Below are 25,471 nucleotides of genomic sequence, written 5' to 3' on the forward strand. Positions count from 1 at the left end.
ACTGCGCCGGCCTGAGTTTCTGACTTCCCGGCTACCCGCCGACCGGAATCAATACGCTGCGCAGCAATTCGCTGGCGCCGTCCCAGACGATTTGCACGCCCAGGCACAGCAGGATGAATGCCGACAAGCGCATGAAGATGACGGTGCCCGCTTCGCCCAGCGGTTTCAGCAAACTCTGTGCATACCGGAACGCCAGATACAGCACTCCGGCAATGACCAGTAACGCCAGCACGCCACCACCCATGCGCGCCATCGACAGCGTCATGCGCTGGTCGTGCAATGCCACACCAACCGTGATGGCCGCCGCAATCGAGCCCGGCCCGCAACTCAATGGAAAGGTCAGCGGATAAAACGATTGCCGCAATGACTGCTCGTGCGAGAACGCCTCTGCCAGTTCGGTGCGACGGTCATCGGTGGCCTGGCTGGCATTGAGCAGGCGCCAGGCGTTGGCCGCGACGATCATGCCGCCACCGACCCGCACGATCGGCAGCGCGATACCAAAAAAGTCCAGCACGAACGACCCGACCAGCATCGAGCCCGTCATCAGCGCAAACATGTTGCCGGCGATGCGGCGCGCGAGCAGCGCCCGCGTGGTGGCCGACGCGCCCTCGGTCAGGCTGAGGAAGATTGGTGCTGTGGCCGCCGGATTAAGAATCGGCAGCAGTGCTGCCAGCACGAACAGGAAGCTTTTTCCCAACGCCAGCAGGAGTTCGACGGCCATGTCAGCGCGGGGCGGCGGACTGCGCTGCCAGGTCGCGCATTTTACGGCGCAGCAGTTTTTCCTGGTGCTGTTCAACCAGCCAGTCTTCGCGGATTGCCCGCCACAATGACAGCGCCATCAGCACGATGACGAGCGTGAACGGTAACGCGAACACGATGGTTGCAGTCTGCACCGCCTTCAGGCCACCGGCCAGCATCAGGCTGATGGCGATCCCGGCTACCAGGACGCCCCACATGACCTTGACCCGGTTTGGCGGATTCGGATTGCCACCGGTACTCATGATGCCCAGCACCAGCGTGGCCGAGTCCCCCGAAGTGACGAAGAAGACCATCACCAGCAGCGTGGCCACGCCCGACATCAGCATGCCGAATGGCAGTGCACTGAACATTGTGAACAACGCAGTCGACGCATCGGCTTTCACGGCCTCGGCGATCGGGACCGCTTGCCAGATTTCAAGATACAGCGCGGTACCGCCAAAGACCGAGAACCAGATGAACGCCGCCAATGTCGGTGCCAGCACGGTACCGATAATGAACTCGCGTATGGTGCGTCCGCGCGAGACGCGGGCAATGAACAGGCCAACGAAGGGCGACCAGGATACCCACCAGGCCCAGTAAAAAATGGTCCAGCTGCCGACCCAGCCGTTTTCGCGAAAAGGCGTCATGCGCAGACTCATACGCACGAATTCACTGAGGTAACTGCCCAGCGTGTTGGTAAAGGTATCGATGATCGCCACGGTGGGGCCGAGGATAAAGACGGCCATGGCAAGCGCGGCAGCCAGGATCAGGTTGGCGGTTGACAGCCACTTGATGCCGCGGCTGACTCCGGTGACGGCCGAGGTGATGAACAGGGCGGTCGTGACCACGATGATCCCGACTTGCGACAGGTCACTGACCGGCAGGCCGGCGAGCGCGTTGAGGCCGCTATTGATTTGCAGTGCGCCGATGCCCAGCGAGGCCGCGACGCCAAATGCGGTGGCGATCACTGCCAGCACATTGACCACGATGGCCGAGCGCTTTGCCAGTTGCCAGGGCAGGGCTTCGATGGAGGTACTGATGAGCGCCGCACCACCGCGCCGGAACTGAAAAAACGCAATCGCCAGCGCGACGATGCTGTACACCGCCCAGGGATGCAATCCCCAGTGGAAAAAGCTGTAGCGCATCGCGGCATTGGCCGACTCTGGCGAATTGGCCAGAATGCCCGGTGGCGCTGAGCCGTAATGCGAGATTGGTTCTGCCACACCCCAAAACACCAGGCCGATGCCCATGCCGGCGGCGAACAGCATCGCGAACCAGGCGCCGACCGAGAATTCGGGTTCGTCGTCTTCGGCGCCCAGTTTCATACTGCCGTACCGGCTGAACGCCAGCACCACGGCCATGATCACCAGGCCAAGTACGACCCACAGGTAGAGCCAGCCGAAGTTATGAGTAATGAACGCCAGTGCCTGGTCGAATACGGCACTGAGAGAGGTCGGGGACAGCAGCCCCCATAACACGATGGCCAGGATGGAGCCTGCGGAAAAAATGAGTTGCATGGGATGTCCGGATGAGTTGCTGTCGCAGGAATGCGCAGGAGCGACGATGTCAGGACTGAGGCGTCGGCAGCGTAGTTCTCCGAAAAGTGGTTCTATTTCGGTAAAAAGGGCGAGAGTCTAACAGGTTGCGGTGTTCACTGTTGATGCCGGGCTCGCCACGGGCTACCCGGTTTGTTGATCGCGCCGTCGGGATTGTGCACTCCGTCCGAGCACAATGTGCAGCGGCAGTCCGGCTGCAAAGCCGATGCCAAGCACCCAATGGAGGACCGACCATGCTGGCCGCGACGCCTCGCCGGCGAGGTAATACAAGCCGTACCCGGTCAGCACCAGCACGCCGAGCAGGCCGATCATTGCCCATCCGGAAGTGCGATTCCGGGTTCCGCGCAGGGCGCGCAAAATATGGCCGTTCAATAACGATCCTGCCAGGAACAGCACGGCCATCGCTGCGGCGCCATGCAATTTCATCGACCACGGTTCGTACGGGCTGACCGATTCGCCGAATTCGGTGACCGGGCGCAGAAAGTAGTGCGCGACTACCCAGAGCAGGCCGCTGACGGTCAGCGCGATGACGCTCCAGTACAGCGTCTGGCGCTGCCAGCGTTCGAGCCGGATGCCGGCCGCTGGCGTGGCGCGTGACGGATGATGCAGGGAGTGTTTCGGTAAATTCATCGTTCAGAGTATAAGCGCGCGTGCAGCGAACCTTGCCAGTAGCGGATGCTGTGCATCGCCGGTCGCCATGACGATCTTGGTCAGCGCGTCGGCGATCATGCAGGTGGGCGCGAGCACGGAAGCGCTGATGGCCGACGTGATCGCGGCGCCGTTGCGGCCATCGACCAGCGCACTGACCTGATCCGAGCCAGTCTGTCGCAGTGAAAAATACGTCGCCGACGTGGCCAGCGCAGCGTCGCCCAAAGCCACTTCGGCGCCTGTGCCGGTAACCCTGGCAGGGTCGCGGATGGCAATGGCAAACGTGCCGCTGCCCAGCACCCGCACGTCACCGCCGGCGTTGACGCAGGCCGATTGCACACCGATTGCACGCAACGCATCGATGGCCACATCCACTGCGTAGCCTTTGGCGATGCCACCGAGGTCGATCAGCACGTCGCGGGTTTTTCGTACCGTGCCATTGGTGCCGAGGAGCAGTCCGCTATCTTGCGACTGATACGCCGGCAAAGTCTGTGCCGGTAACGGCAGATAGTCCCACTGCGCCAGTCGGGTGCCGCAGCCGATATTGAAAATCCATGCGCTGGCTTGTTGCAGCATCAGGGCCGCGTCGAGCACACGGGCCGTGTGCGGATCGATGGCGATGGACGTGTCCGGTGCAGCGCGGTTGATGCGCGAGACGTCACTCTCGGCAGCATGAAAACTCATCAGGCGGTGGACCAGCGCGATACGCGAAAATGCCGCATCGAAGGCTGCAGCAAGCGACGCGGGAGACAGCGGGTCGGCGATGCGCACGTCGACCAGCGTGCCCAGCCAGGGCTGTGCCCGGCAGTTCATTTTTTGAGTGCGACCTGGACGACCGCGGCGATGCGTCGCACGCCGTCAGTGACATGTGCCGATGACAGCGACGCGCCGCTGATGTTGGTGATGCCTTCGCCGATGGCCAGGCCGGCCTGCGCTGATTTGCCGACAAACTGTTTGCGCCAGGCGGCGTTGCGGATTTCGAAGCCGTGACTTTCGCGGTAGGTCAGGATTTCGATCTGGTGGATGGTGGCATCCGGATTCACGCCTGCGGCATACGAAATCAATTCGTATTTGCCGATCACCTCGTCCAGCACGACATACCCCAGCAAGGTGTCGCCACGCCACGCCGAACTGACCCGCCATTGCACCGAGCGCGCCGGCAGGCCGGAAACCTTCTGCACCTCTTTCATTTGCTCGGCGTTCAAATCCAGCGGCTGTGCCTTGAACGTGGTCGCTTCCGGAAAGATGGCGCGCTGCGCTTCGTCGGCCGACAAGTACTGGGTCGCAAACGCACTGCCGCTGGCCAATGCCGTCAAGGCACAGGTAGTGCGTGCCGCCGTCAGCAGAAAGGTATTCAAAATGCGTAACCCACACCGAGGTTCAGACGATCGCGGTTCGGCTCTTCCTTGAATTTCTGGTAATCGGCTTTCAGGACGACGCCTTCACCGACCCGCAGGTTGGCACCCACGGTGCTGACTTTTTCGGTGGGTGCCGTTGCCACGCCAAGTCCTTGCGGCATCTCGGCATAGCTGCGTGCAGTATTGAATTGCTCATAACGGACGAACGGCGACAGCACGTAGTCCTGTGACTTCCAGGCCTGATAGGCCGCCTGCACATACCAGCCGTCGAATGACGCAGGAATCGGGGTCGGATTGCCGGCGAAGGTCTGGTTCAGTGCGGCGGTGTTGCTGATGGTGCCGCGTGCGTAGAGCGTTGACAGGTCCCATTTGCCAGGGGTGTAGCGCGCATGCAGGTCCCACAACGTGACGCGTGCATTTGGCGCAGCGAACTCTGCCGTGCCATGACTGGCTTTGCCGGTGAACACCGAGCCGCCCAGCAGCAACCCGGGAACGCCACGCCAGTTGGCCGCAGCATGCATGCCGAGGTCGCGCGATCTGGCCAGTTGGCCTTCCTGGTGGATGCTGGCCAGTGGCGATTCGCGCCCGTCGCCGGTGGCAGGGTCCCACTTGTTCAGATCAAAGCCGGTAGTCAGTCCGAGATCCCAGGTCAGACCGTTATCCATCGTCGACGACAGGCCGATACCGGCTTCGCGCCAGGTTGACGGAATGATGGCGGTTTCGACGAAGTTGCGTTCCACGCCATAGAAGGCGGTTGGTTCATGGCTGGTGTTGAGCAAGCCAGCCGGCACCAGAAACAGACCGGCCTTGGCCCGCAAGCCATTGTCGAATTCGCGTTCGACATACAGTTGTTCGACGGCGGCTTCGCCCTTGTCGTCGGCCGAGGTGACGGCGTGTTCCCACTCGAATTCGGAAACCAGCTTGGTCTTGGCATCAAAGCGGTGCTGGATACCGATGACGGCGCGACGCACATCGGTCTGGGCCTGGCTGGCATCCTTGCTAGGACGGTTGTAGTTGACTTCGCCATAGCCGGACAGGACGGTTTGCGGTTCGCTGCTGATGCTGGCTGATGCTGATGCTGATGCTGATCCTGATGCAGCCGGCATGGTTTGCTGGCGTGCTTCGACCGCATCGGTCTTGAGTTTGCTGGCGGCCAGTTCGGCCTTGACCTGATTGAGTTCGGCAGCGAGTTTGTCGAGCCGCTGGATCAGGTCTGCTTCGCTGGCCTGAGCCAGCATCGGTGCGGCGCACAGGGCAATTGCGATGGCGCGGGCGAGGATGGTCGGTGTCATGGTGATGTGTTCTTTCTGGAGTTATCGGTTGATCTGGTCGCCATCGGTCAGCGTGCCAAGAAAGGCAATCACATCCTCGATCTCTTGCGCCGACAGGGCGGGCGCCATGCCGGGTTGGCGGTTGTAGGGGCCTTCAGTACGGTTGACGTTGTTCCTGTACGCCGCAGGCAGGTCGTCGAATTTGTTGATGCTGCCATCGGCATTGCGCGGATACCACTCTTCGGGATTGGTATCGCGACGCACGTAAAAGCCGATCACGTCGCGCAAATTGTCGAAGCGCCCGTTATGAAAAAATACCTTGCGGGTGGCCACGTTACGCAGTGTCGGCACCTTGAATGCGCCGCACAATTCGATCCGCCCGGAGAGGTCGGTGCGATCCGGTCCGCACAGGCCGAGGTCAAAATAGGCCGGGTCGGCATTGGCGAGAATGGCCGGATTGCGCGGCACACCGACGTTGTCGTAAGTGAAATCCGTGAACAGGGGTGAGCTGCCATCCGCACCCTTGGCGCTGGCGTGGCAAGCGGCGCAATTACCCTTGGCCGGATTGTTGAACAGCGCCAGGCCGCGCAGTTCGGCACTGGTCAGCGCCACTTTGCCGCCCAGGAACTGGTCATATTTCGCGTCGTACGGAAAAAAATCCCGGTCTTCTTTCTGGTATTGCTGCAAGGCGAAACCGATCCGGTCGAACGCCTGTTCGGGTTGATCAAAGATACCCGCACCAAATGCGCGCCGGAATTCTTCGGCGTAGGCCGTACGGGTAAGGCGCTGGATCAGATCGGCCTTGCTGGCATTGGCCATTTCATGCGCGGCGAGAAACGGGCGTTGTGCCTGTTCGGACAGTGTCGCTGCGCGCCCGTCATGGTTGAACCCGCCGGTCGGCGTGCCTTCCTTGTCAAAGAAAAACGCGGGTGTCAGGTTGGCGTAACGCAGCGAAGGCGCGGCGCGGGAACCCGCTTGCGTTCCATCTGCGCCGCCCAACTGTGCAGCCAGATGATTGCTTTGGGCATGGGCATTGTCGGGATTGTGGCAGGTGGCGCAGGCCAGATTGCCGGACGCGGACAGTGAGGTGTCCTTGAAAATTTTCTGGCCAAGTTGTGCGGTAGTACTCAGTGTGGCGAGCTGAACGGGAACCGGAGTGTTGGTTGCTGTCGGTGCGGTGCTGCCGCCACCACCGCCACAGCCTGACAGGAGCACCAGGGTCGAGATCGCGGCGGCACGCAGAAGAATAATGGGCCGGCTGCGTAGCGCGGCGATATCAGAAATGAGGTGCATGTAGAGGAAGTTTTGTGGGTGAATGCTTCAATTGCGAATGATTCTAATTTAGATGAAGATCCATGACAAGCTTATTCAGTCTGTTGAAATGAAGGCCAACTGGACATGCATTGCGGGTAGCCGCGGTAATCAAAGGTTTCAGACCAAGCCGGATGCGGCGAGGCAGCCGGTCACTTTCTTTCGCCAAGAGATTCTTGGCGTCTTGCGATCGGTGAACTTGCTCCCTGGCATTCAAGCCGTTTTTGTTGATCTTGAAAAAAGTGCCAGGTCATACATAGTTAATCTTTTGATCGGCTTTTGAGTCGGATTAGTGACTGCTCATTCATATTTTTAGTGTCGAACGATGGTGGGTGCTAATATGTGATTGAGCTATCACATAGAGCTATCATGGGAATGTCAGGAAATACGGCTACTCCGCTGGCTACATTAAGTTCGACGATCGAAGTTGGCGAACTCGTACGCTCAGTGCGCAAAATTCAGGGGCTAACGCAACTCGATGTGGCCGGCCTGGCAGGATTGAGCAACCGGTTCGTGATCGACCTGGAGAAGGGCAAGGCAACACTGCAGATGCAAAAAGTGCTTGATGTGCTGAGCCTGCTTGGTCTGGAAGTTGTAATCAGGAAGAAACTGTGATGGCCACGTCAGGCACTCTCCCAAAAGCGCTCTGGGTCTATGGCTCGGATGGATTGGTGGGCACGCTCTACCCGACGGAGCCACTATCGTTTGTGTATGGGGATGACTGGCTTTCCAACCCAGCTGCTAGTCCGCTTCATCCCGAGATACCACTGTCTGGCGGACCGAATCACACTCCGAATCACACTCCGAATCACACTGCATTCGTCGCTGCATTTTTTGAGAATTTGCTGCCAGAAGGCGCGCCGCGCAGATTAATCAGCATGCGTGAAAAGGTCACTTCCGTCTTCGGCTTGCTGTCGTGTGTGGCCGGCGAGAGCTCCGGTGCTTATACGCTGGTGCCCGAGGGCGATTTGCTGCAAGCACCAATCTACCAGACGCTTACCTGGAATCAGGTCAATGTGATTGCGCACGCCAACGCCGCACAGTCCGCCGAGCGAGAAGAGATTGAACGTGCCGCGCAGGGGATGCCAAAACCCAGGATGTCGATCTCAGGGGCGCAATATAAAATCCTGGTGTACGTGGATGCCGCTGGCGTTCCGTCCCGGCCGATGGGCAATGCTCCTTCCACCCATATTCTCAAACCCGACATCTTGCGCAGCGACATCGCAATTTTTGCGTCTGCAGCCAATGAGACGATCGTGATGCGCGCCGCTGCCAAATGCGGACTCAATTCGGCACGTGTCGACTACCAATTGACGACGAAAGCCTGTCTGGTACAGCGTTACGATCGACAACTTTTGCCGGATGGTTCATTGCGCCGTCTTTGGCAGGCTGATTTTTGCCAGATGATGGGAAAACAGTCCGATGAGAAATACGAACACGACGGCGGTCCATCCTTCAAGGACTGCTTCGATCTGCTGAAGCAATCAACGCAGCCTGCGGTCGACCGTCTGCAACTACTGCGCTGGTTGTTTTTCAACCTGTGCATCGGCAATAACGATTCCCATGCAAAAAACCTGTCGATGATCGCCACGCCAGCCGGACTGCGCCTCGCACCTTTCTACGATCTCATGTGCACCCGGGTTTATTCGGGATTCGGCGCCCAGTTCGCATTCGCGATCGCTGGCGAGTCAGATCCAGGCAAGATAACGCGCGAGCACATTGATGCGCTGGCGAAAACACTCGGCGTGGCACCCCACTATTTGCTGAAACTGGCCATTGATGTGTCGCATCAGGTAGCTGCTGCGATACCGGCCGCGGCCGCTGAAGTGCTCAGTGGCATGGATGCAAATGACAGGGTACTGGTGGAACGCCTGGCGCACAAAATCACGTCACTATCGAACGGGATGGGTGCACGGCTGACGGGTACCGTGGACCCGGAAATTTGAAAAGCGGATTGTTGGCTGAGTTGATTTCTCTAACGAATCAGGGGCCGAAAGGGAGGGCCGCAAACTCCCTTCTTTGCAGGGCACAAACCCGTCTGCAAATGGTTTGGCGTCGGCGATTCCGCCGCCAGAACGGAGCCTCAAATACACGACAGGGCCACCGCGATTGCATGAAGGTTCAGAATCGTTGAACCGCAAAGCCAGCCATTTCAAGCTGGGCTTTGGGCTACAAATTTACCATCCAGACAACCTGCAATCCGGCAACATGACCGATTTCGCGCTTGAAATCGGCTGCCAGGCCGGCCACAACCGGGTATCAAATTGATGTTTGCAGCCCAACGCCCAACTTGAAAGGGCCGGGTAAGCGGCACAACGTACAGACCAATAGTTGGCAATTCGCTATTGTAAAAATTCTTATTCGTACGGCGCTGCAGCCCTCGGCTCGCACCGTATGCCGCACATCAAGGTCGCTTCGCCCCGCGAAGGTTTTGCTTTGAATTTTCCCCAATCTGGCGAACCGACCCCACCCCACAGGAGGACTCACAATGGTAACGAGAACAAACGGCGCAGCAGTGGATGCAGTCAATGACAAGCCAGTCTGGTTCATCACGGGTTGTTCGACGGGCTTTGGCCGCGAACTGGCGATCCAGGCGCTGGAGCAGGGCTATCGCACAGTCGTGACGGCACGCAAGCCGGACGAGATCAAGGACCTGGCGGCGCTGGGAGAAGCGCTGGTGCTGCAGCTGGACGTGACTGACCAGAAACAGGTCGACGCTGCCGTCGCCGCCGCCATCGAACAATTCGGGCGCATCGATGTGCTGGTCAACAACGCCGGTATCGGCTACTTCGCTGCTGTCGAAGAAAGCGATGAAGAGCAAGTGCGCCGGATGTTCGAGATCAATGTGTTTGGCGTTAGCCGCATGATCCATGCTGTCTTGCCTTCGATGCGCCACAACCGCTCTGGCTTCATCGTCAACCTGTCGTCGATCGGCGGGCTACGGGCATTCCCGGCAGTCGGCTACTACAACGCCACCAAATTCGCGGTCGAAGGCCTGTCGGAAGCACTCTGGCAGGAAGTCGAGCCGCTCGGCATACGCGTGATGCTGGTCGAGCCAAGTGGATTTCGTACCGACTGGGCCGGTCGTTCAGCCAATGAGGTCAAGCAACCGATCGCCGATTACGCCGAGACCGCAGGCGCCTGGCGCGCTCAGGTGCGCAAGGCGTCCGGTCATCAGCCGGGTGATCCGAAGCGGGCCGCACACGCCATCATCAATGCGGTGCTGGCGGCCAAGCCACCGCACCGGCTGCCACTCGGTAACGCGGCTTTCGAGGGAGCGATGTCCAAGCTCGACGAGCTGCGCAAGGAATTTGCAGAGTGGGAAACCGTCTCGCGCGGCGCCGACTTTCCGAAGGAATAGGGATCAGGGACTGTATCGAAACGGTTTTTTTTGACTAACACCTTTCAGGAGATCGACATGAGCAACACTCACATCGCCGTGATCGTCGGCAGTTTGCGCAAGGATTCGTACAACCGAAAACTGGCCACCGCGCTGGCGCGGCTGGGGCCGCCCGGATTCACGTTTCAGCAGGTCGAGATTGGCGACCTGCCGCTGTATAACCAGGACGATGACGCGCATCAGGCTGCATCGGTGCTGCGACTGAAAGGCGAGATCGCCCGCGCCAACGGCTTGCTCTTCCTGACGCCGGAATACAACCGCTCGATACCGGGCGTCCTGAAAAACGCGCTCGACCATGCCTCGCGCCCGTACGGTCAAAGTGCCTGGCAGGGCAAGCCTGCCGGTGTGATCGGTGTCTCGGTCGGCGCCATCGGTACCGCCATGGCGCAGCAGCATCTGCGCAATGTGCTGGCCTATCTGGACGTGCCGACGCTGGGCCAACCCGAAGCCTTCATTCAGGCCAAGGACGGCTTGTTCGATGCCGCCGGCGACATCGGCCCCGACAGCAAGAAATTCCTGCAAACCTGGATGGATCAGTTCGCCGCATGGGTCATCCGCCACAACGCCTGATCCCGCACAACAAGCAAAGGAATCGACATGACTAACACCATGCAAGCAGCGATGGTCGAAGCGTTTGGCCAGCCACTGGTCATCAGACAGTGGGACATCCCGACACCCGGCCCGGGCCAGATTCTGGTCAAGACCGAAGCCTGTGGCGTCTGCCACACCGACCTGCACGCCATGCGCGGCGACTGGCCATTGAAACCTGCGCTGCCGTTTATTCCGGGCCATGAAGGCATCGGTCTGGTGGTGGCGCTGGGCGAAGGCGTGACCAGCGTGAAGGAAGGCGAGCGGGTCGGCGTGCCGTGGCTGTACTCGGCATGCGGCCATTGCGAGCATTGTCTGGCCGCCTGGGAAACCGTCTGCGGAGAAGCCCAGTTTGGCGGCTATACAAAGAACGGTGGCTTTGCCGAATACATTCTGGCCGACCCGAATTACGTCGCCCACATCCCGGCGGGCCTGTCCGCGGTCGAGGCTGCACCGATCATTTGTGCCGGTGTCACTACCTACAAGGGCATCAAGGAAACCGGCGCCCGCCCAGGCGAGTGGATTGCCATTTCGGGCGTCGGTGGCCTCGGCCATCTGGCTGTGCAGTACGCCATCGCAATGGGGCTGCGCGTTTGCGCGGTCGATATCGATGATGGCAAGCTGGCCCACGCCACTCGTCTTGGTGCGGAAGCGGTGGTCAATGCTAAAAAGGCTGATCCGGCTGAGGCAGTCAGGCTGGCCACCGACGGCGGCGCCCATGGCGTGCTGATTACCGCGCCGTCGCTGATCGCCTTCCAGCAGGGCGTGGCGATGACCCGCAAGCGCGGTACCTGTGTGCTGGTCGGACTGCCACCGGGCGAATTCCCGACGCCGCTGTTCGATGTGGTCGCCAACTGCATCACGATCCGTGGTTCGTTTGTCGGTACGCGCCAGGACATGGCCGAAGCGCTGGCGTTTGCGGCATCCGGCAAGGTCAAGGCTGACATCGAATTGCAACCGCTCTCGGCAATCAATACGGTCTTCGAGCGGCTGGAAAAGGGCGATGTACCGTCACGCGTGGTAATCGATTTTAGTCACGCGGCAGGCTGACCGCGCCGACAAAACCCTCCGGCAAGTCCAGTCCCAGCGTCGTGCAAGGATGGTCTTGCACGGCGATCCATTCCGTCAGTCCCCGTCCCTGCAATTTCAACTGCGCCTCGCGCTGCGTCCACTCCTGCGCAAAACACAGCGCACGCCGGGCAACCGCAACCGTGGCAATGCGCCGCGTTGCCGCCGGCCCGAGATAATCTCGCGCCACGATGTCCCAATCCGGCAAACAGGGTTCACCGTCATCCAGTCGCATCAGATCGATGCCGACCGCACCGTGCAGGTTGATCGCGCAGACCGACAAACCGGATGCATGCGATACCGACAAGCCGACGTCCGAACCGGCAACATGCAGTCCCTTTGCCGGAAGTTGAACCAGCGTAGCGGGCACCGGCACCAATTGGCCGAGCGCATCCAGTAACGCTGCACGAATCAGCCGTCGCGCGTTCGTACGGTCATCGCCGGAGGGCGTGCACACACGGAGTACGACCAGACCTGAAGCAGGGACCACCAGTGGTGCTGGCCACGCGGTTACCGCCAGCTTCATCGCGGCAATCTCAAAAAATCGCTGGCGCCGCCGGGCAACCACGCCAGCTCGATCCGGCCGGAATGAATTCGCCCTTCATCACCAGCGTCAGCGAACCCAGTCGGGCATCGTCGCCGACCACCGCGCCGTACAGCACCAGGCTGCGCGGTCCCATGTAGACGCGCTTGCCGATGGTGACGTGATCGATCTTCATGACGCGGTCTTCGAACAGATGGGTTTGCGGGCAGGCCAGCGCATTGAGTTCGCTGTAGTCACCGATGGTGACGCAATCGAATTCGGTGATGTCGGTGGTGTTGAGATAGACGCCGCGGCCGATCTTGGCACCGAGCAGGCGAAAGGCCATCGGCAGCATCGGCGTACCGCGCAGGTAGTTCATGAAGTTCAGCACCGCCACGCCTTCATACAGGTTCGTTACCGCTTCCGAGAGCCAGACGAACGGCGTCCACATCGGTACGCTGCGCCGGCTGTAGCGGCCCAGCAGCAGCCATTTCAGCAGTGCCACGAACAGGAAACTGCCGGCGCCATACGCCAGTCCGGTCAACGCCAGGTTGCGCAAGACCGGCCACCAGACGCCCGCGCCAGCCAGCGGCATCAGGTCCAGCACGACCGTATAGCCGACTGACGTGACGATGGCATGCGGCGCGATGATGCGGAATGCTTCGATCAGGCCGCGTGCCATGCGGCGCTGCGGCGATGGCCGGAAGGTCAGGTTCTCCGGAAAGCCGCTGACGGTTTCACGCGCCGGCAAATTGATCGGTGGCGAACCGAACCAGGTATCGCCATTGCGCATCAGGTGGTTCTCGGGCGCGCGCGAAAAGACACCAATGAGCACGTTCTCGGGCAGCACCGTGCCGTCGGCAATGTAGGCGCCGTTACCCACAAAACTGCGACGGGAAATCACGGTGGGCTGCATCGTCATCCAGCCGCCGTCGATCTGTTCGTCACCCAGCAGGACCGCATCGGCGATGAAGGTTTCATCGCCCAGCGTCAGCATGTCCGGGACTACGCCAAGTGCGGTCGAGATCTCGGCATCGCGGCCGACTTTAGCGCCCAGCATGCGGTACCAGATCGGCGCGAAGACAGTGGCATAGACGCCATGCAGGACATTGAGGCTCGATTCCTGGATCTGGTTGACCAGCCATTTACGGCAATACACATTGCTGTGCACCGGGAAACTGCCCGGTTTGAGCTTGGGTAGCAAACCCCAGCGGATACCGGACGACAACAGGGCGGTGCACAGGATCATCACTGCGGTCGCCGGAAAGGCCAGGATGAAATATTTGGTGAGCTGGAAAGCTTCGTTCGAACTCTGCAGCCATGGCGAGCGGTCGGCGTCATCGAGCCAGTCGATCAGCATGAAGCTGGGGAACACCGGCAGGAAAAACAGCGTCGTGATCAGCAAGGCACCGAAGATGAAGTACACCGTCTCGCAGGTCAGGCGCAGATTCGAGACCGCCTGGCGCGGCGGATTCGAGGACCGGTCGAACGGTCCTGTATCGCCTGCCGGTGAGCCGCTCCAGACGCGTCCGGCGGGAATTGCCATGCCATTGCCCAGCGCTGATTGCGCCTCCAGGTGGCCGAAGTCGCCGATGGTGGTGCTGCCTTCCAAAATCGCGTACGAGCCAACGCAGGTGTTCTGGCCCAGTGTGATCGCACCGATGATCAGTTCGCCATGCTGGACCCGTGCGTTCTCGAAATTGGTGGCGTTGCCGATGCTGCTGCCCGCACCGATGGTCAGCAGGTGCGGCACGCGCAGCGTCATCGAGCCGATCATCACGTCACGTCCGATCCTTGCACCCAGCGCACGCAGCCACGCGTTGTACAGCGATGAACCGCTCAGCAGATAGGTAGGCGCCGATTCCATCACGCGGTCGGCCAGCCACCAGCGGTAATACGTCATCCCCCAGAGCGGATAGCGCCCCGGCTTCAGGCGTCGTACCAGCACTGCATGGGCCATGATCGCAAGGCCGAACTCCAGCAATGTCGCCAGCATGAACACGCCGACCGAGGCGGCAATGGCCCGCACGATCGAGTCGCCCGGGTCGCCGGTAAAGAAGTGATACGTGAAGAACGGCGCCAGCCACTGTGCCATCCGCAACGCCACCAGCGCCGGGATCGCGGCGGCCTGGCCGGTGCCGCACAGCCAGCGCCGCCAGGCAGCGGGCGGGGTCCAGTTCAGATCGGGTGCGACGGTGGCCGGCGGCGCTTCGGCCAGCACATCGGCAATCCGGCCGACCAGCCGGTTCTTGTAGATATCGCTGACGGTCACGTGCGCAAAACGCGGATCGGTGCGCAGCGCCGACGCCAGCCGCGCCGCAAACAGCGAGTGTCCGCCGAGGTCATTGAAAAAATCCATCGTGCGGCGGATCGGCTGGCCCGGGAACAGTGTCGCCAGCGCGCCGAACAAGGCTTCTTCGGCCAGGTTCTGCGGTGCGTCCGAGGACGCGGCATCGACCTGAATGAAGGTCAGCGGTCGCGCCTTGAGCGCATTGCGATCGATTTTGCCGGAAGTCAGGCGCGGCATTTCTGAGAGGGTTTCGTAATGTCCCGGCACCATGTACGGTGGCAGCACCAGCATCAATGCAGCGCGCAGGGTCGTTGTGGTTTGCACCGATTGCGGCTCGGCGATCAGGAAGGCGACCAGCTGATCGAGTCCGCTTTCCTTGCGCAGCAAGACCGCTGCGGTACCAATGCCGGCCTGCTGCGCCAGCACGGCTTCGATCTCGCCCAGTTCGACCCGAAAGCCGCGGATCTTGACTTGCGAATCGGTGCGACCGAGGCACTCGACACAGCCATGTTCATCGATGCGGGCGAGGTCGCCGGTGCGGTACAGGCGGCGGTCGTGCTCGCTCTCGGACCAGGGATTGTCGAGAAATTTTTCGGCCGTCAAATCGGGCCGGCCGAGATAGCCGACCGCGACGCCGGGACCGGTGATGGCGAGCTCGCCGAGCGCGCCGCGTGGCAGCAGCGTGAGCGGTCTGGCGGGATCGGGGTCGAGGATCAGCAAGCCGTAATTGGGCAGTGGCCTCCCGATCGTGACGGGCTCGTCCGGCTGCATTGGCGCCAGGCTGGCCGACACCGTGGCTTCGGTCGGACCATACGTATTGAACAGCTGGCGACCCGGTCTGGCCCAGCGCGCAACCAGCGCCTGCGGACACATTTCGCCGCCCAGATTGATGATGCGCAGACCCGGCACGTCCTGGCTGAACAGCGCCAGCAAGGTCGGTACGGCATGCAGCACCGTGACCTGGTTGTCGACCAGCGCGCGCGGCAGCGCTTCCGGATCGGCGGCCAGTTCCTTCGGTGCCAGCCAGAGCGTGGCACCCACCAGATAGCTGATCCAGATTTCTTCGAACGACATGTCGAAGGCAACCGAAAACCCCTGATAGACACGGTCGCTGGACAGCACGCCCAGCACCGCATTTTCAGCGCGCAGGAAATGGCAGATCGCGCCCTGGCTGATTTCGATCCCCTTCGGTTTGCCGGTCGAGCCGGAGGTATAGATCACGTAAGCCGGATGGCCTGCCTGCACGGCGCCGCGCCGCTCGGTCGAGGTGGTCTCCAGCAAGGCTTCGATGGTCCAGGCCGGACACGGGACGGCCGTGAGTTGCGCTGCAAAGTGCGCACAGCTGACGATGCCGGCGGCGTTCGCATCGTCGAGGCAGATGGCGATCCGGTCGACTGGCGTGTCCGCATCGAACGGCAACCAGCCAGCGCCACTCTTGGCAATCCCGAGCTGGGCAATCAGCAAGTCGATGCCACGTGGCAACCACAGCCCGACCAACTGGCCCGCGCCCACGCCACTGGCGATCAGGCCGGCGGCAACGCGGTCGGCGGCGGCGTCGAGTTCACGATACGTCAGCTGACTTTGCCCCGTCATCAGCGCAATCTGGCCCGGTGCGCGCCGGGCGCTGTCTTCGAACAGGTCGGCCAGGACTTCGGTGCGGATCAGGTCAGGTCGTGATGGTCCATGCAGGATGTCGGAACGGGGTGATGCGGGCAGCGAGGGTGTCATCAGGGAGTCAATTCAGTGGAGCGGCGGCTGGTGATGAAGGCGTGGTGAGCGCGAGGAAAGCGTCCGTCAAACGCGGCTGCCAGATGGAAGAAGGGTGCTCAATGCCGCACGTGGCACCATCTTTCCTGGCGCAAGAAAGTGAGGGTAGCATGTCGTCCACGCCCGACACCGGTCTTGCGCAACAGAATCCGCCACGACCACGTGCCGTGGGGAGTTTTCTGCCCGTCGACCGGTGCTGGCCCGGGCAATCAATCGCCCGGAACCGCCCGGTAACGGCTGACCTCGAACGGAGTCACGGCAGCCTGCCGATGGCCCCACGCATTGCGGGTAAATGACACGACGGCTGCGACTTCCTCGTCATTGAGCACGGCCGCAAACGGCGGCATGCCGTAGGGACGCGGATTGCCATGGGTGCTGGGCGGGAAGCCGCCATTGAGCACCATGCGTACCGGATTGATGGCCGAATCCATCGTGATGGCGCGATTGCCCGCCAATGGCGGATAGTTCGGCGGAATACCGGTGCCGTCGGCGCGATGACAGTTCACGCAATGCTTCTCGTAGAGCTTGCTGCCGAGGACGCGGGTGCGTTCATCCAGTGCCACCGGCACGGGTGACGGCGTATCGATTTGCGGCAGGGATTTCAAGTACTCGGCCATCGCCTGCAAGTCCGGTTCCGACAGGTGCTGCAGGCTGCCTCGCACCACTTCGGCCATCGGGCCAAATACCACGCTACGCTGCGAAATACCGGTTTGCAAAAGATCGACGATGTGGGATTGCTGCCAGTCGCCCAACCCGGCTTCATTGCTCGATGTCAGCGACGGTGCGTACCAGTTCAGCACCGGGATCAGGCCGCCTTCGAGCGAGCCGCTGCTGCCGCCCAGCGTGGTGCGGGAGGAATGGCAGGCACTGCAATGGCCCGGACCTTCGACCAGATAGGCACCGCGGTTCCAGGTCACGCTTTTGGCGGGATCGGTTTTTTGCACACCCGGCGTGAAATACAGCGCGCGCCAGACCGCCATCAGCGGTCGCTGGTTATACGGAAAGCGCAGTTCGCTGGCGCGGTTGGCTTGCGCTACCGGGGTCAGGGTTTTGAAGTAGGCGAACAGCGCATCCGAATCCGGACGCGTCATGCGTGTGTAGTTCGTGTACGGAAACGCCGGGTACAAAAAGCTGCCGTCCTGCGACTTGCCGTTATGCAGCGCGCGCCAGAAGTCATTGGCGGACCAGTTGCCCAGACCGCTGGTTTTGTCCTGCGTCAGATTGGGCGAATACAGCGTACCGAACGGCGTGGCAATGGCTCTGCCGCCAGCGTATTGCGCGCCACCACGCACGGTATGGCAGCCCATGCAGTTGCCCGCCAGCGCGAGATATTTGCCCTGCGCGACCTGCGCCGCAGAGCCGGTGATCGGCACGCCGACCGCGTCGCGATCCGGCTCGTGAACGAATTCCTTCGTAATCAGCACGACCGGGACGGCCAGCAGCAGGAGTAACACAATCAGGAACAATCGTTTCATGGTCATCGGATTCAGTGAGGAACGCTGCCGCAGTCCAGCGGCAAGGGAGCCGGCAGGCTGGTGGCGGGTTTGGCATGCGCAGGAACAGGTTGCGCGGACAGCCAGGCGGCCAGGGCACCGACGTCATCGGTCGAGAGTTGTTGCGCGATTTTTCCCATGCAATCGGGCGCGGCGGCGCGGCGCGTGCCGTTGCGCCAGGCACCGAACTGCGCGGCGATGTAATCACGCGGCAAACCGAGCAGCCCCGGAATGGCGGGCGCTAAGCCAGTCAATGCGCTGCCGTGGCAGGCAATGCAGGCCGGGATGTTTTTGGCGGCATCGCCATGCTGCACCAGAGCCTGTCCGCGTGCCGCCACGGCAGCGGAAACCGCCAGCGGCGGCGGCGGATACGACACTTCCAGTGCGGAGAAATAGCCGGCCAGTTCATGCAGGTAGTCGTCGGATAAATTGTCGACCATGTAAATCATCTGCGGATAGGCGCGCCGTCCCTCCCGAAAATTGATCAGCTGGTTGGCCAGGTAACCGGCCGGTTTGCCGGCGATGCGCGGGTAGTAGCCATCCGCGCCGCGTTTGCCGTCGATGTTGTGACAGGCGATGCAGGCCACGGCGCGCTGGGCGATGCTGTCTTCGAGGGTAGGGGCTGCGGCGAGGGCGGCCTGGCTGGATAACGCCAGCAAGAGGATCGCCGTCAAGCCGACGAACCGGCGATGTATTGGGAAAGAAATCATTGGTACGGCACCCAGATGTGGAACGCGATGGTCGGGGTCGCATTCTACGACTTCGGGATGGGATGCGTGCAATGCAATAAAACCGCTATCCTCGCTATCGTGCTGGTTTTTCGATCCGTCTGGGGGACTTGCCGGATGACTCATCCCGTAGTCTCAACACATTCAACGGCCTTCACATGCGATTCAATGGCATTCTAAGAAACTGGAACGATAGCCGCGGCTTTGGCACCATCGACTCGACACAAGGTGGCGAACCGATCTTCGTGCATGTCTCCGCCTGGTCCAAAGGCTCAGCCAGACCAACGCTTGAGCAGCTCGTCTCGTACGAAGTCGAGAGCGGTCCCAAAGGCAAGCGGGCGATAAAGGTTCAGGTTATTCAGGCGAGGCCGCTACGCAGGCGGTCCGGGCGAGCAAACCGCGCTCGATGGGGTGTCGCTGCATTGGTCAGTCTTCCTGCTTTCCTGCTGCTTTACCTTGTCATGACTATTTTGTGGCGGCCGCCGCTATGGGTAGGAGAGGTATACCTCGCAACCAGCGCCGCAACGTTCGTTGTCTACGCGCTGGATAAATGGTATTCCAGGAACGGAGGCAGGCGCATATCGGAACGTACGTTGCACCTGCTGGCGCTCAGCGGCGGTTGGCCTGGCGCCTTGATTGCCCAGCAAATTTTCCGTCACAAGACCGTTAAAGAAGAATTTCGTCAAGTATTCTGGATTACTGTAGCGGCCAATGTGATTGCACTGATCGTAGTGGTTTCACCGTTGCGGCAAGTGCTTGTCAGTGCGCTATGGGGGCTGCCAAATTAAGCGGGCTCGTGCGGCGCCACGATCTGAACATGCCCGGGGCGGGGGCCCCAACTGCTAGACTGCAACACACACTTTCCTGAATGGATCAGCCATGATCGCTACCCTCGCTACCTTGCTGGTGTTTCAATCCATCGGCGAAGGCCTGGCCTATGCGCTGGGGTTGCCGATTCCGGGGCCGGTGATCGGCATGGTGCTGTTGCTGCTGTACTTGATGATGAAGAACGGTGCGGTCGACAAGCTCGCGCCGACTTCGATGGAGCTGCTGCGCCATCTGTCGCTGCTGTTCGTGCCGGCTGGCGTGGGCATCATGGTGCATGCCCGGTTGCTTGCCGCCGAGTGGTTGCCGATCACGGCAGCGCTGCTGGCCAGTACCGTGGTCTCGATTGCAGTGACTGCTGCCGTCGTGCGCTGGTTGCAGAAATGACGCCGAAGCTCAACGAAATCTGGGTGTATCTGGCGGCGTCGCCGTTGCTCGGATTGACCGCGACCTTGCTGGCCTATCAGTTCGCATGGACCGTGTATCAGCGCGCAAAATTCAATCCGCTGGCGAACCCTGTCGCCATCTCGGTGGCCGTGCTGGTGACGATCCTGACGCTCACCGGCACCCCCTACAAGACCTATTTCGATGGCGCACAATTCGTCCATTTTCTGTTGGGTCCGGCCACCGTCGCGCTGGCGATTCCGTTGTATCAGCAATTGGCGAAACTCAAGCGCGACTGGTTTGCGCTGCTCATGGGCGTGCTGGCCGGCAGCACCGCCGCGATCACCACCGCGCTCGGCGTGGCGTGGTTGCTGGGTGCCTCCAAAGCCACCATCCTGTCGCTGGCGCCGAAGTCAGTGACGACGCCGATTGCGATGGGGATCGCCGAAAAGATTGGCGGCTTGCCGTCACTGACTGCGGTGCTGGTGATCGCCACCGGCATCCTAGGCGCAACGCTGGCGCGCAGCATCCTGGTGTTCATGAAAATCACCGACCACAGCGTGATGGGCTTTGCGCTGGGCGTGACCGCGCACGGCATCGGTACGGCACGCGGGTTTCAGGTCAGCGAAGAAATGGGTGCCTTTGCCGGTCTGGCGATGGGCGTCTCGGGGATATTGACGGCGCTGTTGCTGCCGTTGGGATTAAAGCTGCTGGGCGTGATTTGATCAGGGCGCGGGCTTGCTTGCGCGTGGCTCGTCGATCACCACATCCGACAGCGCCAGCGCCACGCAGGGCAGGATGTAGCCGGCCTGCTTTTCATCGGCGCTCAGTCCCGGCCAGTCGACCCGGTAATGCACCGATCCGCTGTGCAAGCGGCACAGGCAGGTGCGGCAGGTGCCATTGCGGCACGAACTCGGCAGCGTGATGCCGGCCAGGCGCGCCGCTTCCATCAGCGAGAGTGCATCCGGCACGTCGAAGCGCCAGTCCTTGCCGCTGATTAGTGCCCAGAACATGGCAATTCAGTTCGCCTTTACCTTGTCGCCCATGGCTTCGCCAAGTCGCACCGGTTGAAGCGGTTTCCAGCCCGGATTGAAGCCCAGCCGGCGCGCCGGAAATAGCATCACCACCGTCGACCCCAGCAGGAAGCGTCCCATCTCGTCGCCCTTTTTCAGCACGATCTGCTGGTCGTTGTAATCCCACTCACGAACTGCCTTCGTACGCGGCGGATTGACCACGCCATGCCAGGTCGTGGCCATGCTGCCGACGATGGTGGCGCCCACCAGCGTGAGCACGAACGGGCCGTCAGCCGTGTCGAAGACGCAGACCACGCGTTCGTTGCGCGCAAACAGGCCCGGTACGCCCCGTGCGGTGGCCGGATTGACCGAGAACAGCGCGCCCGGCACATAAATCATGCGCAGCAGGCGGCCATCGCAGGGCATGTGGATGCGGTGATAGTCCTTCGGGCTCAGGTAGATCGTGGCGAACTGGCCATCCTCGAATTGCGCGGCCAGCGTGCGGTCGCCGCCGACCAGTGCAGTGGTCGAATACTGATGCCCCTTGGCCTGGAAAATCTGGTCGCGCTCGATCGGGCCGAACTGGCTGATCGCGCCATCGACCGGACAAATGTAATCGGCCGCTGCCAGTGGTCGCGCATCGCTGCGCAAGGCCCGCGTGAAGAACGCATTGAAGCTGGCGTAGCTGGTGATGTCGGGGTTGGCGGCCTCGGCCATGTTGACCTGATAGCGGGCGATGAAGCGGCGAATGATGCCGGTCGTGATGGTGCCGGCCCGGGCATTGGCGACCTTGCCGGCGAACCAGGTGATGGCCTGTTTGGGCAGCAGGTATTGCAGCAGGACAGCGGGATCGGCCACGGTGACTTTCAGCGGAAAAAAGATGGCGCGATTGTACCGGCATCGGCCATCCCGGATGCACTAGCGCTCACGCAAGGCTTCCTGTTTGGCTTTGATGACAGGCTTGAGCAAATAGTTGAGGACGGTTTTTTTGCCGGTGCGGATGTGGATGGTAGCCATCATGCCGGGAATGATCGGCAGGTTTTTGTCGCCCGCACCGAGGTTGTTTTTGACGGTGCGCACCCGTACCAGATAGAAGCTCTCGCCTTTGTCATTGGTGATCGAGTCGGCAGTGATGTTTTCCAGTTTCGCTTCCAGCCCGCCATAGATCGAAAAATCATACGCACTCAGTTTGACGGTGGCGTCCTGGCCGGCATGCAGGAAGGCCACGTCGGCGGGACGCACCCGTGCTTCGATCAGCAGGTTGTTTTCGATCGGTACGATTTCCATCACGTCCATGCCGGGCTGGATCACGCCGCCGACGGTCGTGACTTTCAGGGTCTTGACCAGTCCTGCCACCGGAGAGCGCACTTCGGTGCGCGCCAGCCGGTCGGCCATCGCCACGCCCGAGGCACGCGATTGCTCGAACTCCGAGCGCGCCAAGTTCAGTTCGGTGGCGGCATCGGAGCGGAACTTGGCCAGCTGACCGGATTCCTTGGCGTGCGCTTCGGCGATACTTTGCTCGATGCGCGGAATCGCCAGGCGCGCCGCGTCGGCTTCGCCGCGAAAGTCGCTGACCTGGCGTTCCAGGCGCAGCACTTCGACTTCGGACAGCACGCCTTGCGCCACCAGTGGCTTGCTGATGGTCAGTTCACGCGTGACCAGGCGCTGGCTTTCTTCGAGCTGCGTCATGCGGGCACGTTTTTCACGCAGTTCCTGAGTGCGCTGGTTGGCTTGTTCGCGCAGTACCGTCAGGGCCGAATCGAGTTCGCGCTGGCGGTTCTGATACAGCTGACGTTCTTCCTCGATCACTTTCGGATTGTCGCGTACCAGGTCGGCGGGTGCCTGAAAAGCCGTGCCATTGGTCTCGACGGTGAGGCGGGCTATCTTCGCTTGCAGGGCTTCGTACTTGGCCTTGACTTCATCGACTGACGACGAAAACCGGGTCTTGTCGAGCACCAGTACCACCTGGTTTTTCTGGACCAGATCACCGATGCTGACCGGTATCGCGGCGACGATGCCGCCTTCCAGATTCTGGATCACCTGCACCTGGCCGGACGGAATGACCTTGCCTTCTCCGATGGTGATTTCATCGATCGGTGCAAACGTGGCCCAGATGACCGCAGCCACGATGAACAGGACCGTGCCACGAATGATCATGGAGCCAAAGCGCGGCGCGCCGGTGACCAGTGCCGCGCTGCTGTCGGACATGAATTCGGTGTCGGCGCGCTTTTCGGCATCATCGGTACCGGCCGGCAGCAGCAGTTGCTGAATACGCGATTTACACTTTTGAAACATGCAGTTTCCCTCCGGATAAAGCTTCCAGCACTTGTTCTTTCGGACCGTCGGCGATGATGCGACCGCCTTCCACTACCAGCAGGCGATTGACCAGCGTCAGCATCGAGGCGCGGTGGGTAATCAGGATCAGGGTCTTGTCGCCAAGACTCTGGGACAGGAGTGTCTTGAAGTTGTCTTCGGAGCGGTTGTCCAGCGAATTGGTGGGCTCGTCGAGCACCAGCACGTTCGGGTCCTGCAAGAGCGCACGGGCGATCGCCACCGATTGCCGCTGGCCTCCCGACAGGCCGTCGCCGCGTTCGCCGACTGCGCGGTCGAAACCCTGCGGATGCCGGTTCACGAATTCGGTCACGCCCGCGATGTCGGCGGCGCGCAGCATCGCGGCATCGTCGGCATGCGGCGCGCCCATGACGATATTGTCCTTGACGCTGCCGAAGAACAGCACCGGGTCCTGCGGCACATAGCCGATGTGCCGGCGCAGGTCGACCGGGTCGATCTGCTGCTGGTCGACGCCATCGATCCAGATGGCGCCTTCGCCCGGCTGGTACAGGCCGAGGATGAGTTTTTCGATGGTCGATTTGCCGGAGCCGATGCGGCCGATGATGCCGACCCGCTCACCGGGAGCGATCTTGAATGACACCTTGGCCAGCGCATCGACGGGCTGCTCGGGATACGCAAAACTGACGTTCTGGAATTCGATGCCGCCCTTGAAGTCGGGTCGGTTTACGAAGCTTTTTCCGGGGGGATGCTCGACCGGCAAATGCATGATGCGGTCCAGCCCCATCAGCGCGGTGCGGGCGTGATGAAACCGGGTGGCCAGTGCCGCGACTTGCGACAGTGGCGCCAGCGTGCGGGCGGCCAGCATGGTGCAGGCGATCAGGGCACCGACCGTCAGGGCCTTGTCGGCAATCAGGTAGACCCCGACGATGACCAGCGCGACATTGGCCAGCTGCTGGAACAGTACACCGGCGTTGATGCTGGCGGCCGACAGCAGGCGCGCACGCAGGCTGAGCTTGCCGATCTGGCCGATCAATTGTTCCCAGCGCCGCTGGGCCGGACCTTCGGCCGACATGGCCTTGATGGTATCGAGTCCGGCCAGGGTTTCGATCAGCGTGGCCTGGCGTTGCGACGCGACCGTGAAGGTCTGGTTGATCACGCGCGCCAGCGGTCGTTGCAGCAGCAGGCTGGGGATCAGGATCAGCGGAATCGCGACGATCGGTACCAGTACCAGCCAGCCGCCGACCCACCAGATGATCAGCAGGTACAACAGCGTGAACGGCATGTCGATCAGCGTGGTGATGGTGGCCGAGGTCAGGAATTCACGGAACGACTCGAATTCGGTGAGGCTGTTGGCGAAGCCGCCGACGGATTTCGGTCGCGAGGACAAGCGGATGCCGAGGATTTTTTCGTAAATGGCCGAGGACAGGGTGACGTCGATTTTCTTGCCGGCGATGTCGATGAAATAACCACGCAGGCTGCGCATGACGAAGTCGAACAGGAACACGATGGCCACGCCGAGCGCCAGTACCCACAACGTCTCGAATGTCTGGTTCGGCACCACGCGGTCATACACGTTCATCGTGAACAGCGGCAGCACCAGTGCAAACGTGTTGATTAAAAATGAGGCAATCAGGACTTCGGCATAGATGCGCCAGGATTGCCTGAGCGGAGTCCAGAACCAGTGTCCTCCGGCAGGTTCGTCGGACCTGTCAGCGCGCGCGTCGAACTTGAACACCGGCCGCACGAAGATTGCGTAACCGGTGCAGGAAGCTTGTAATTCGTCGCTGCTGATCTCCAGTTCGCCATCGCCTGATTCCGGCTGGATGATGCGTACCATGCCGCTGTTGCCGTTGCTGTTTTTGTGCGTCAGGATGCATGCCTGGCCATCCCGCAGCAACAGCACGGCCGGCAGGGTCAGCTGGCTGATGCGTGCCAGCGGTCGCTTGACGATGCGTGCGGACAGATTGGCGCGGGCCGCTGCGCGCAGGAATAATTCGGGCGTCAGGCAGCCGTTTTCCAGCGGCAATCCGGCGGTCAGCGCCTGCTGCGAATGCGGCTGGTTGCGCAACCGGGTGAGCGTGACCAGGCATTGCGCCAGCGGATCGTCGGGTTGCATGGCATCGCGCGGCATCCGCCAGGATGCTCCGGTATCGCCCGGAGTGGGCTCGTTGGTTAACATGAATCACCTTTCAGTTCTGTCACGATAGCTGGCGATTCT

General features: G+C 61.3%; 25 protein-coding genes. 10 read left to right on the forward strand and 15 right to left on the reverse strand.

What is annotated here, in order from left to right; genetic code table 11:
• Positions 1 to 31: 31 nt before the first annotated feature.
• The 7 genes from ABD720_RS15990 to ABD720_RS16020 all read right to left on the reverse strand — a co-directional run bounded on the left by ABD720_RS15990 (position 32) and on the right by ABD720_RS16020 (position 6,864).
• Positions 32 to 721: a MarC family protein gene (locus ABD720_RS15990; RefSeq protein ID WP_344764737.1), complete on the reverse strand. Its 690-nt coding sequence runs from the start codon at positions 719 to 721 to the stop codon at positions 32 to 34.
• A 1-nt stretch (position 722) separates the two neighbouring features.
• The gene (locus ABD720_RS15995; protein WP_344764739.1) at positions 723 to 2,255 is read right to left on the reverse strand and encodes a BCCT family transporter; all 1,533 of its coding nucleotides are present in this window, start codon (positions 2,253 to 2,255) and stop codon (positions 723 to 725) included.
• A 162-nt stretch (positions 2,256 to 2,417) separates the two neighbouring features.
• Complete coding sequence (locus tag ABD720_RS16000; RefSeq protein ID WP_344764741.1) at positions 2,418 to 2,924, reverse strand: DUF4405 domain-containing protein; 507 nt, start codon at positions 2,922 to 2,924, stop codon at positions 2,418 to 2,420.
• A gap of 3 nt (positions 2,925 to 2,927) precedes the next feature.
• Positions 2,928 to 3,755 carry an FAD:protein FMN transferase gene (locus ABD720_RS16005; protein WP_344764742.1) on the reverse strand — a complete coding sequence of 276 codons (828 nt, stop codon included), beginning with the start codon at positions 3,753 to 3,755 and terminating at the stop codon, positions 2,928 to 2,930.
• The gene (locus ABD720_RS16010; RefSeq protein WP_344764744.1) at positions 3,752 to 4,300 is read right to left on the reverse strand and encodes an FMN-binding protein; all 549 of its coding nucleotides are present in this window, start codon (positions 4,298 to 4,300) and stop codon (positions 3,752 to 3,754) included. Before ABD720_RS16010 ends, ABD720_RS16005 begins: the two co-directional genes overlap by 4 nt.
• Positions 4,297 to 5,592, reverse strand: a complete 1,296-nt coding sequence (locus ABD720_RS16015; protein ID WP_344764746.1) for a porin — start codon at positions 5,590 to 5,592, stop codon at positions 4,297 to 4,299. Before ABD720_RS16015 ends, ABD720_RS16010 begins: the two co-directional genes overlap by 4 nt.
• A 21-nt stretch (positions 5,593 to 5,613) precedes the next feature.
• Complete coding sequence (locus ABD720_RS16020) at positions 5,614 to 6,864, reverse strand: cytochrome-c peroxidase (protein ID WP_344764748.1); 1,251 nt, start codon at positions 6,862 to 6,864, stop codon at positions 5,614 to 5,616.
• 52 nt (positions 6,865 to 6,916) lie between these two features.
• Here ABD720_RS16020 and ABD720_RS16025 point away from each other — a divergent pair, with 52 nt between their 5' ends.
• The 7 genes from ABD720_RS16025 to ABD720_RS16055 all read left to right on the forward strand — a co-directional run bounded on the left by ABD720_RS16025 (position 6,917) and on the right by ABD720_RS16055 (position 11,920).
• On the forward strand, positions 6,917 to 7,165 hold the full coding sequence (locus ABD720_RS16025; RefSeq protein WP_344764750.1) for a hypothetical protein: 249 nt from the start codon (positions 6,917 to 6,919) through the stop codon (positions 7,163 to 7,165).
• 86 nt (positions 7,166 to 7,251) lie between these two features.
• Positions 7,252 to 7,497 (forward strand): type II toxin-antitoxin system Y4mF family antitoxin, encoded by a 246-nt coding sequence (locus ABD720_RS16030; RefSeq protein ID WP_344764752.1) that lies wholly within the window; start codon positions 7,252 to 7,254, stop codon positions 7,495 to 7,497.
• Positions 7,497 to 8,828 (forward strand): type II toxin-antitoxin system HipA family toxin, encoded by a 1,332-nt coding sequence (locus tag ABD720_RS16035; RefSeq protein ID WP_344764754.1) that lies wholly within the window; start codon positions 7,497 to 7,499, stop codon positions 8,826 to 8,828. Before ABD720_RS16030 ends, ABD720_RS16035 begins: the two co-directional genes overlap by 1 nt.
• A 184-nt stretch (positions 8,829 to 9,012) precedes the next feature.
• Entirely contained in the window at positions 9,013 to 9,150 is a 138-nt protein-coding gene (locus ABD720_RS16040; protein ID WP_344764756.1) for a hypothetical protein, read from the forward strand.
• A 220-nt stretch (positions 9,151 to 9,370) separates the two neighbouring features.
• Complete coding sequence (locus ABD720_RS16045) at positions 9,371 to 10,243, forward strand: oxidoreductase (protein WP_344764757.1); 873 nt, start codon at positions 9,371 to 9,373, stop codon at positions 10,241 to 10,243.
• Positions 10,244 to 10,300: 57 nt separating this feature from the next.
• Positions 10,301 to 10,852 carry an NADPH-dependent FMN reductase gene (locus tag ABD720_RS16050; RefSeq protein ID WP_344764759.1) on the forward strand — a complete coding sequence of 184 codons (552 nt, stop codon included), beginning with the start codon at positions 10,301 to 10,303 and terminating at the stop codon, positions 10,850 to 10,852.
• 27 nt (positions 10,853 to 10,879) lie between these two features.
• Positions 10,880 to 11,920 carry a zinc-dependent alcohol dehydrogenase gene (locus ABD720_RS16055; RefSeq protein ID WP_344764761.1) on the forward strand — a complete coding sequence of 347 codons (1,041 nt, stop codon included), beginning with the start codon at positions 10,880 to 10,882 and terminating at the stop codon, positions 11,918 to 11,920.
• Here the strand turns inward: ABD720_RS16055 and ABD720_RS16060 are convergent.
• The 4 genes from ABD720_RS16060 to ABD720_RS16075 all read right to left on the reverse strand — a co-directional run bounded on the left by ABD720_RS16060 (position 11,901) and on the right by ABD720_RS16075 (position 18,721).
• A complete protein-coding gene (locus ABD720_RS16060; protein ID WP_344764763.1) occupies positions 11,901 to 12,464 on the reverse strand; it encodes a 4'-phosphopantetheinyl transferase family protein in 564 nt (187 codons plus the stop codon). The two genes, ABD720_RS16055 and ABD720_RS16060, sit on opposite strands and share 20 nt — an antisense overlap.
• 10 nt (positions 12,465 to 12,474) lie before the next feature.
• A complete protein-coding gene (locus ABD720_RS16065; protein ID WP_344764765.1) occupies positions 12,475 to 16,479 on the reverse strand; it encodes a Pls/PosA family non-ribosomal peptide synthetase in 4,005 nt (1,334 codons plus the stop codon).
• A 248-nt stretch (positions 16,480 to 16,727) separates the two neighbouring features.
• Positions 16,728 to 17,993 carry a c-type cytochrome gene (locus tag ABD720_RS16070; RefSeq protein WP_344764766.1) on the reverse strand — a complete coding sequence of 422 codons (1,266 nt, stop codon included), beginning with the start codon at positions 17,991 to 17,993 and terminating at the stop codon, positions 16,728 to 16,730.
• Positions 17,994 to 18,004: 11 nt separating this feature from the next.
• Positions 18,005 to 18,721 (reverse strand): c-type cytochrome, encoded by a 717-nt coding sequence (locus ABD720_RS16075; protein WP_344764767.1) that lies wholly within the window; start codon positions 18,719 to 18,721, stop codon positions 18,005 to 18,007.
• 176 nt (positions 18,722 to 18,897) lie between these two features.
• Here ABD720_RS16075 and ABD720_RS16080 point away from each other — a divergent pair, with 176 nt between their 5' ends.
• The 3 genes from ABD720_RS16080 (at position 18,898) to ABD720_RS16090 (ending at position 20,673) form a co-directional block, all read left to right on the forward strand.
• Entirely contained in the window at positions 18,898 to 19,527 is a 630-nt protein-coding gene (locus tag ABD720_RS16080; RefSeq protein WP_344764769.1) for a DUF1294 domain-containing protein, read from the forward strand.
• Between the two features lie 91 nt (positions 19,528 to 19,618).
• Complete coding sequence (locus ABD720_RS16085; protein ID WP_344764771.1) at positions 19,619 to 19,951, forward strand: CidA/LrgA family protein; 333 nt, start codon at positions 19,619 to 19,621, stop codon at positions 19,949 to 19,951.
• A complete protein-coding gene (locus ABD720_RS16090) occupies positions 19,948 to 20,673 on the forward strand; it encodes an LrgB family protein (protein WP_344764773.1) in 726 nt (241 codons plus the stop codon). Before ABD720_RS16085 ends, ABD720_RS16090 begins: the two co-directional genes overlap by 4 nt.
• Here ABD720_RS16090 and ABD720_RS16095 read toward each other — a convergent pair whose 3' ends face one another.
• The 4 genes from ABD720_RS16095 to ABD720_RS16110 are packed head-to-tail and all read right to left on the reverse strand — an operon-like array spanning position 20,674 to position 25,432.
• Positions 20,674 to 20,961 carry a 2Fe-2S iron-sulfur cluster-binding protein gene (locus ABD720_RS16095; RefSeq protein WP_344764776.1) on the reverse strand — a complete coding sequence of 96 codons (288 nt, stop codon included), beginning with the start codon at positions 20,959 to 20,961 and terminating at the stop codon, positions 20,674 to 20,676. It lies immediately after the preceding gene.
• A 6-nt stretch (positions 20,962 to 20,967) separates the two neighbouring features.
• On the reverse strand, positions 20,968 to 21,819 hold the full coding sequence (gene asd, locus ABD720_RS16100) for an archaetidylserine decarboxylase (protein ID WP_344764777.1): 852 nt from the start codon (positions 21,817 to 21,819) through the stop codon (positions 20,968 to 20,970).
• Positions 21,820 to 21,879: 60 nt separating this feature from the next.
• Positions 21,880 to 23,256 (reverse strand): HlyD family type I secretion periplasmic adaptor subunit, encoded by a 1,377-nt coding sequence (locus tag ABD720_RS16105; RefSeq protein WP_344764778.1) that lies wholly within the window; start codon positions 23,254 to 23,256, stop codon positions 21,880 to 21,882.
• Positions 23,240 to 25,432, reverse strand: a complete 2,193-nt coding sequence (locus tag ABD720_RS16110; RefSeq protein ID WP_344764779.1) for a type I secretion system permease/ATPase — start codon at positions 25,430 to 25,432, stop codon at positions 23,240 to 23,242. The genes ABD720_RS16105 and ABD720_RS16110 overlap by 17 nt, the downstream gene beginning before the upstream one ends.
• Positions 25,433 to 25,471 lie beyond the last annotated feature (39 nt).

Origin of the sequence: Actimicrobium antarcticum (assembly GCF_039536745.1) — a bacterium.
Taxonomy (GTDB): domain Bacteria; phylum Pseudomonadota; class Gammaproteobacteria; order Burkholderiales; family Burkholderiaceae_D; genus Actimicrobium; species Actimicrobium antarcticum.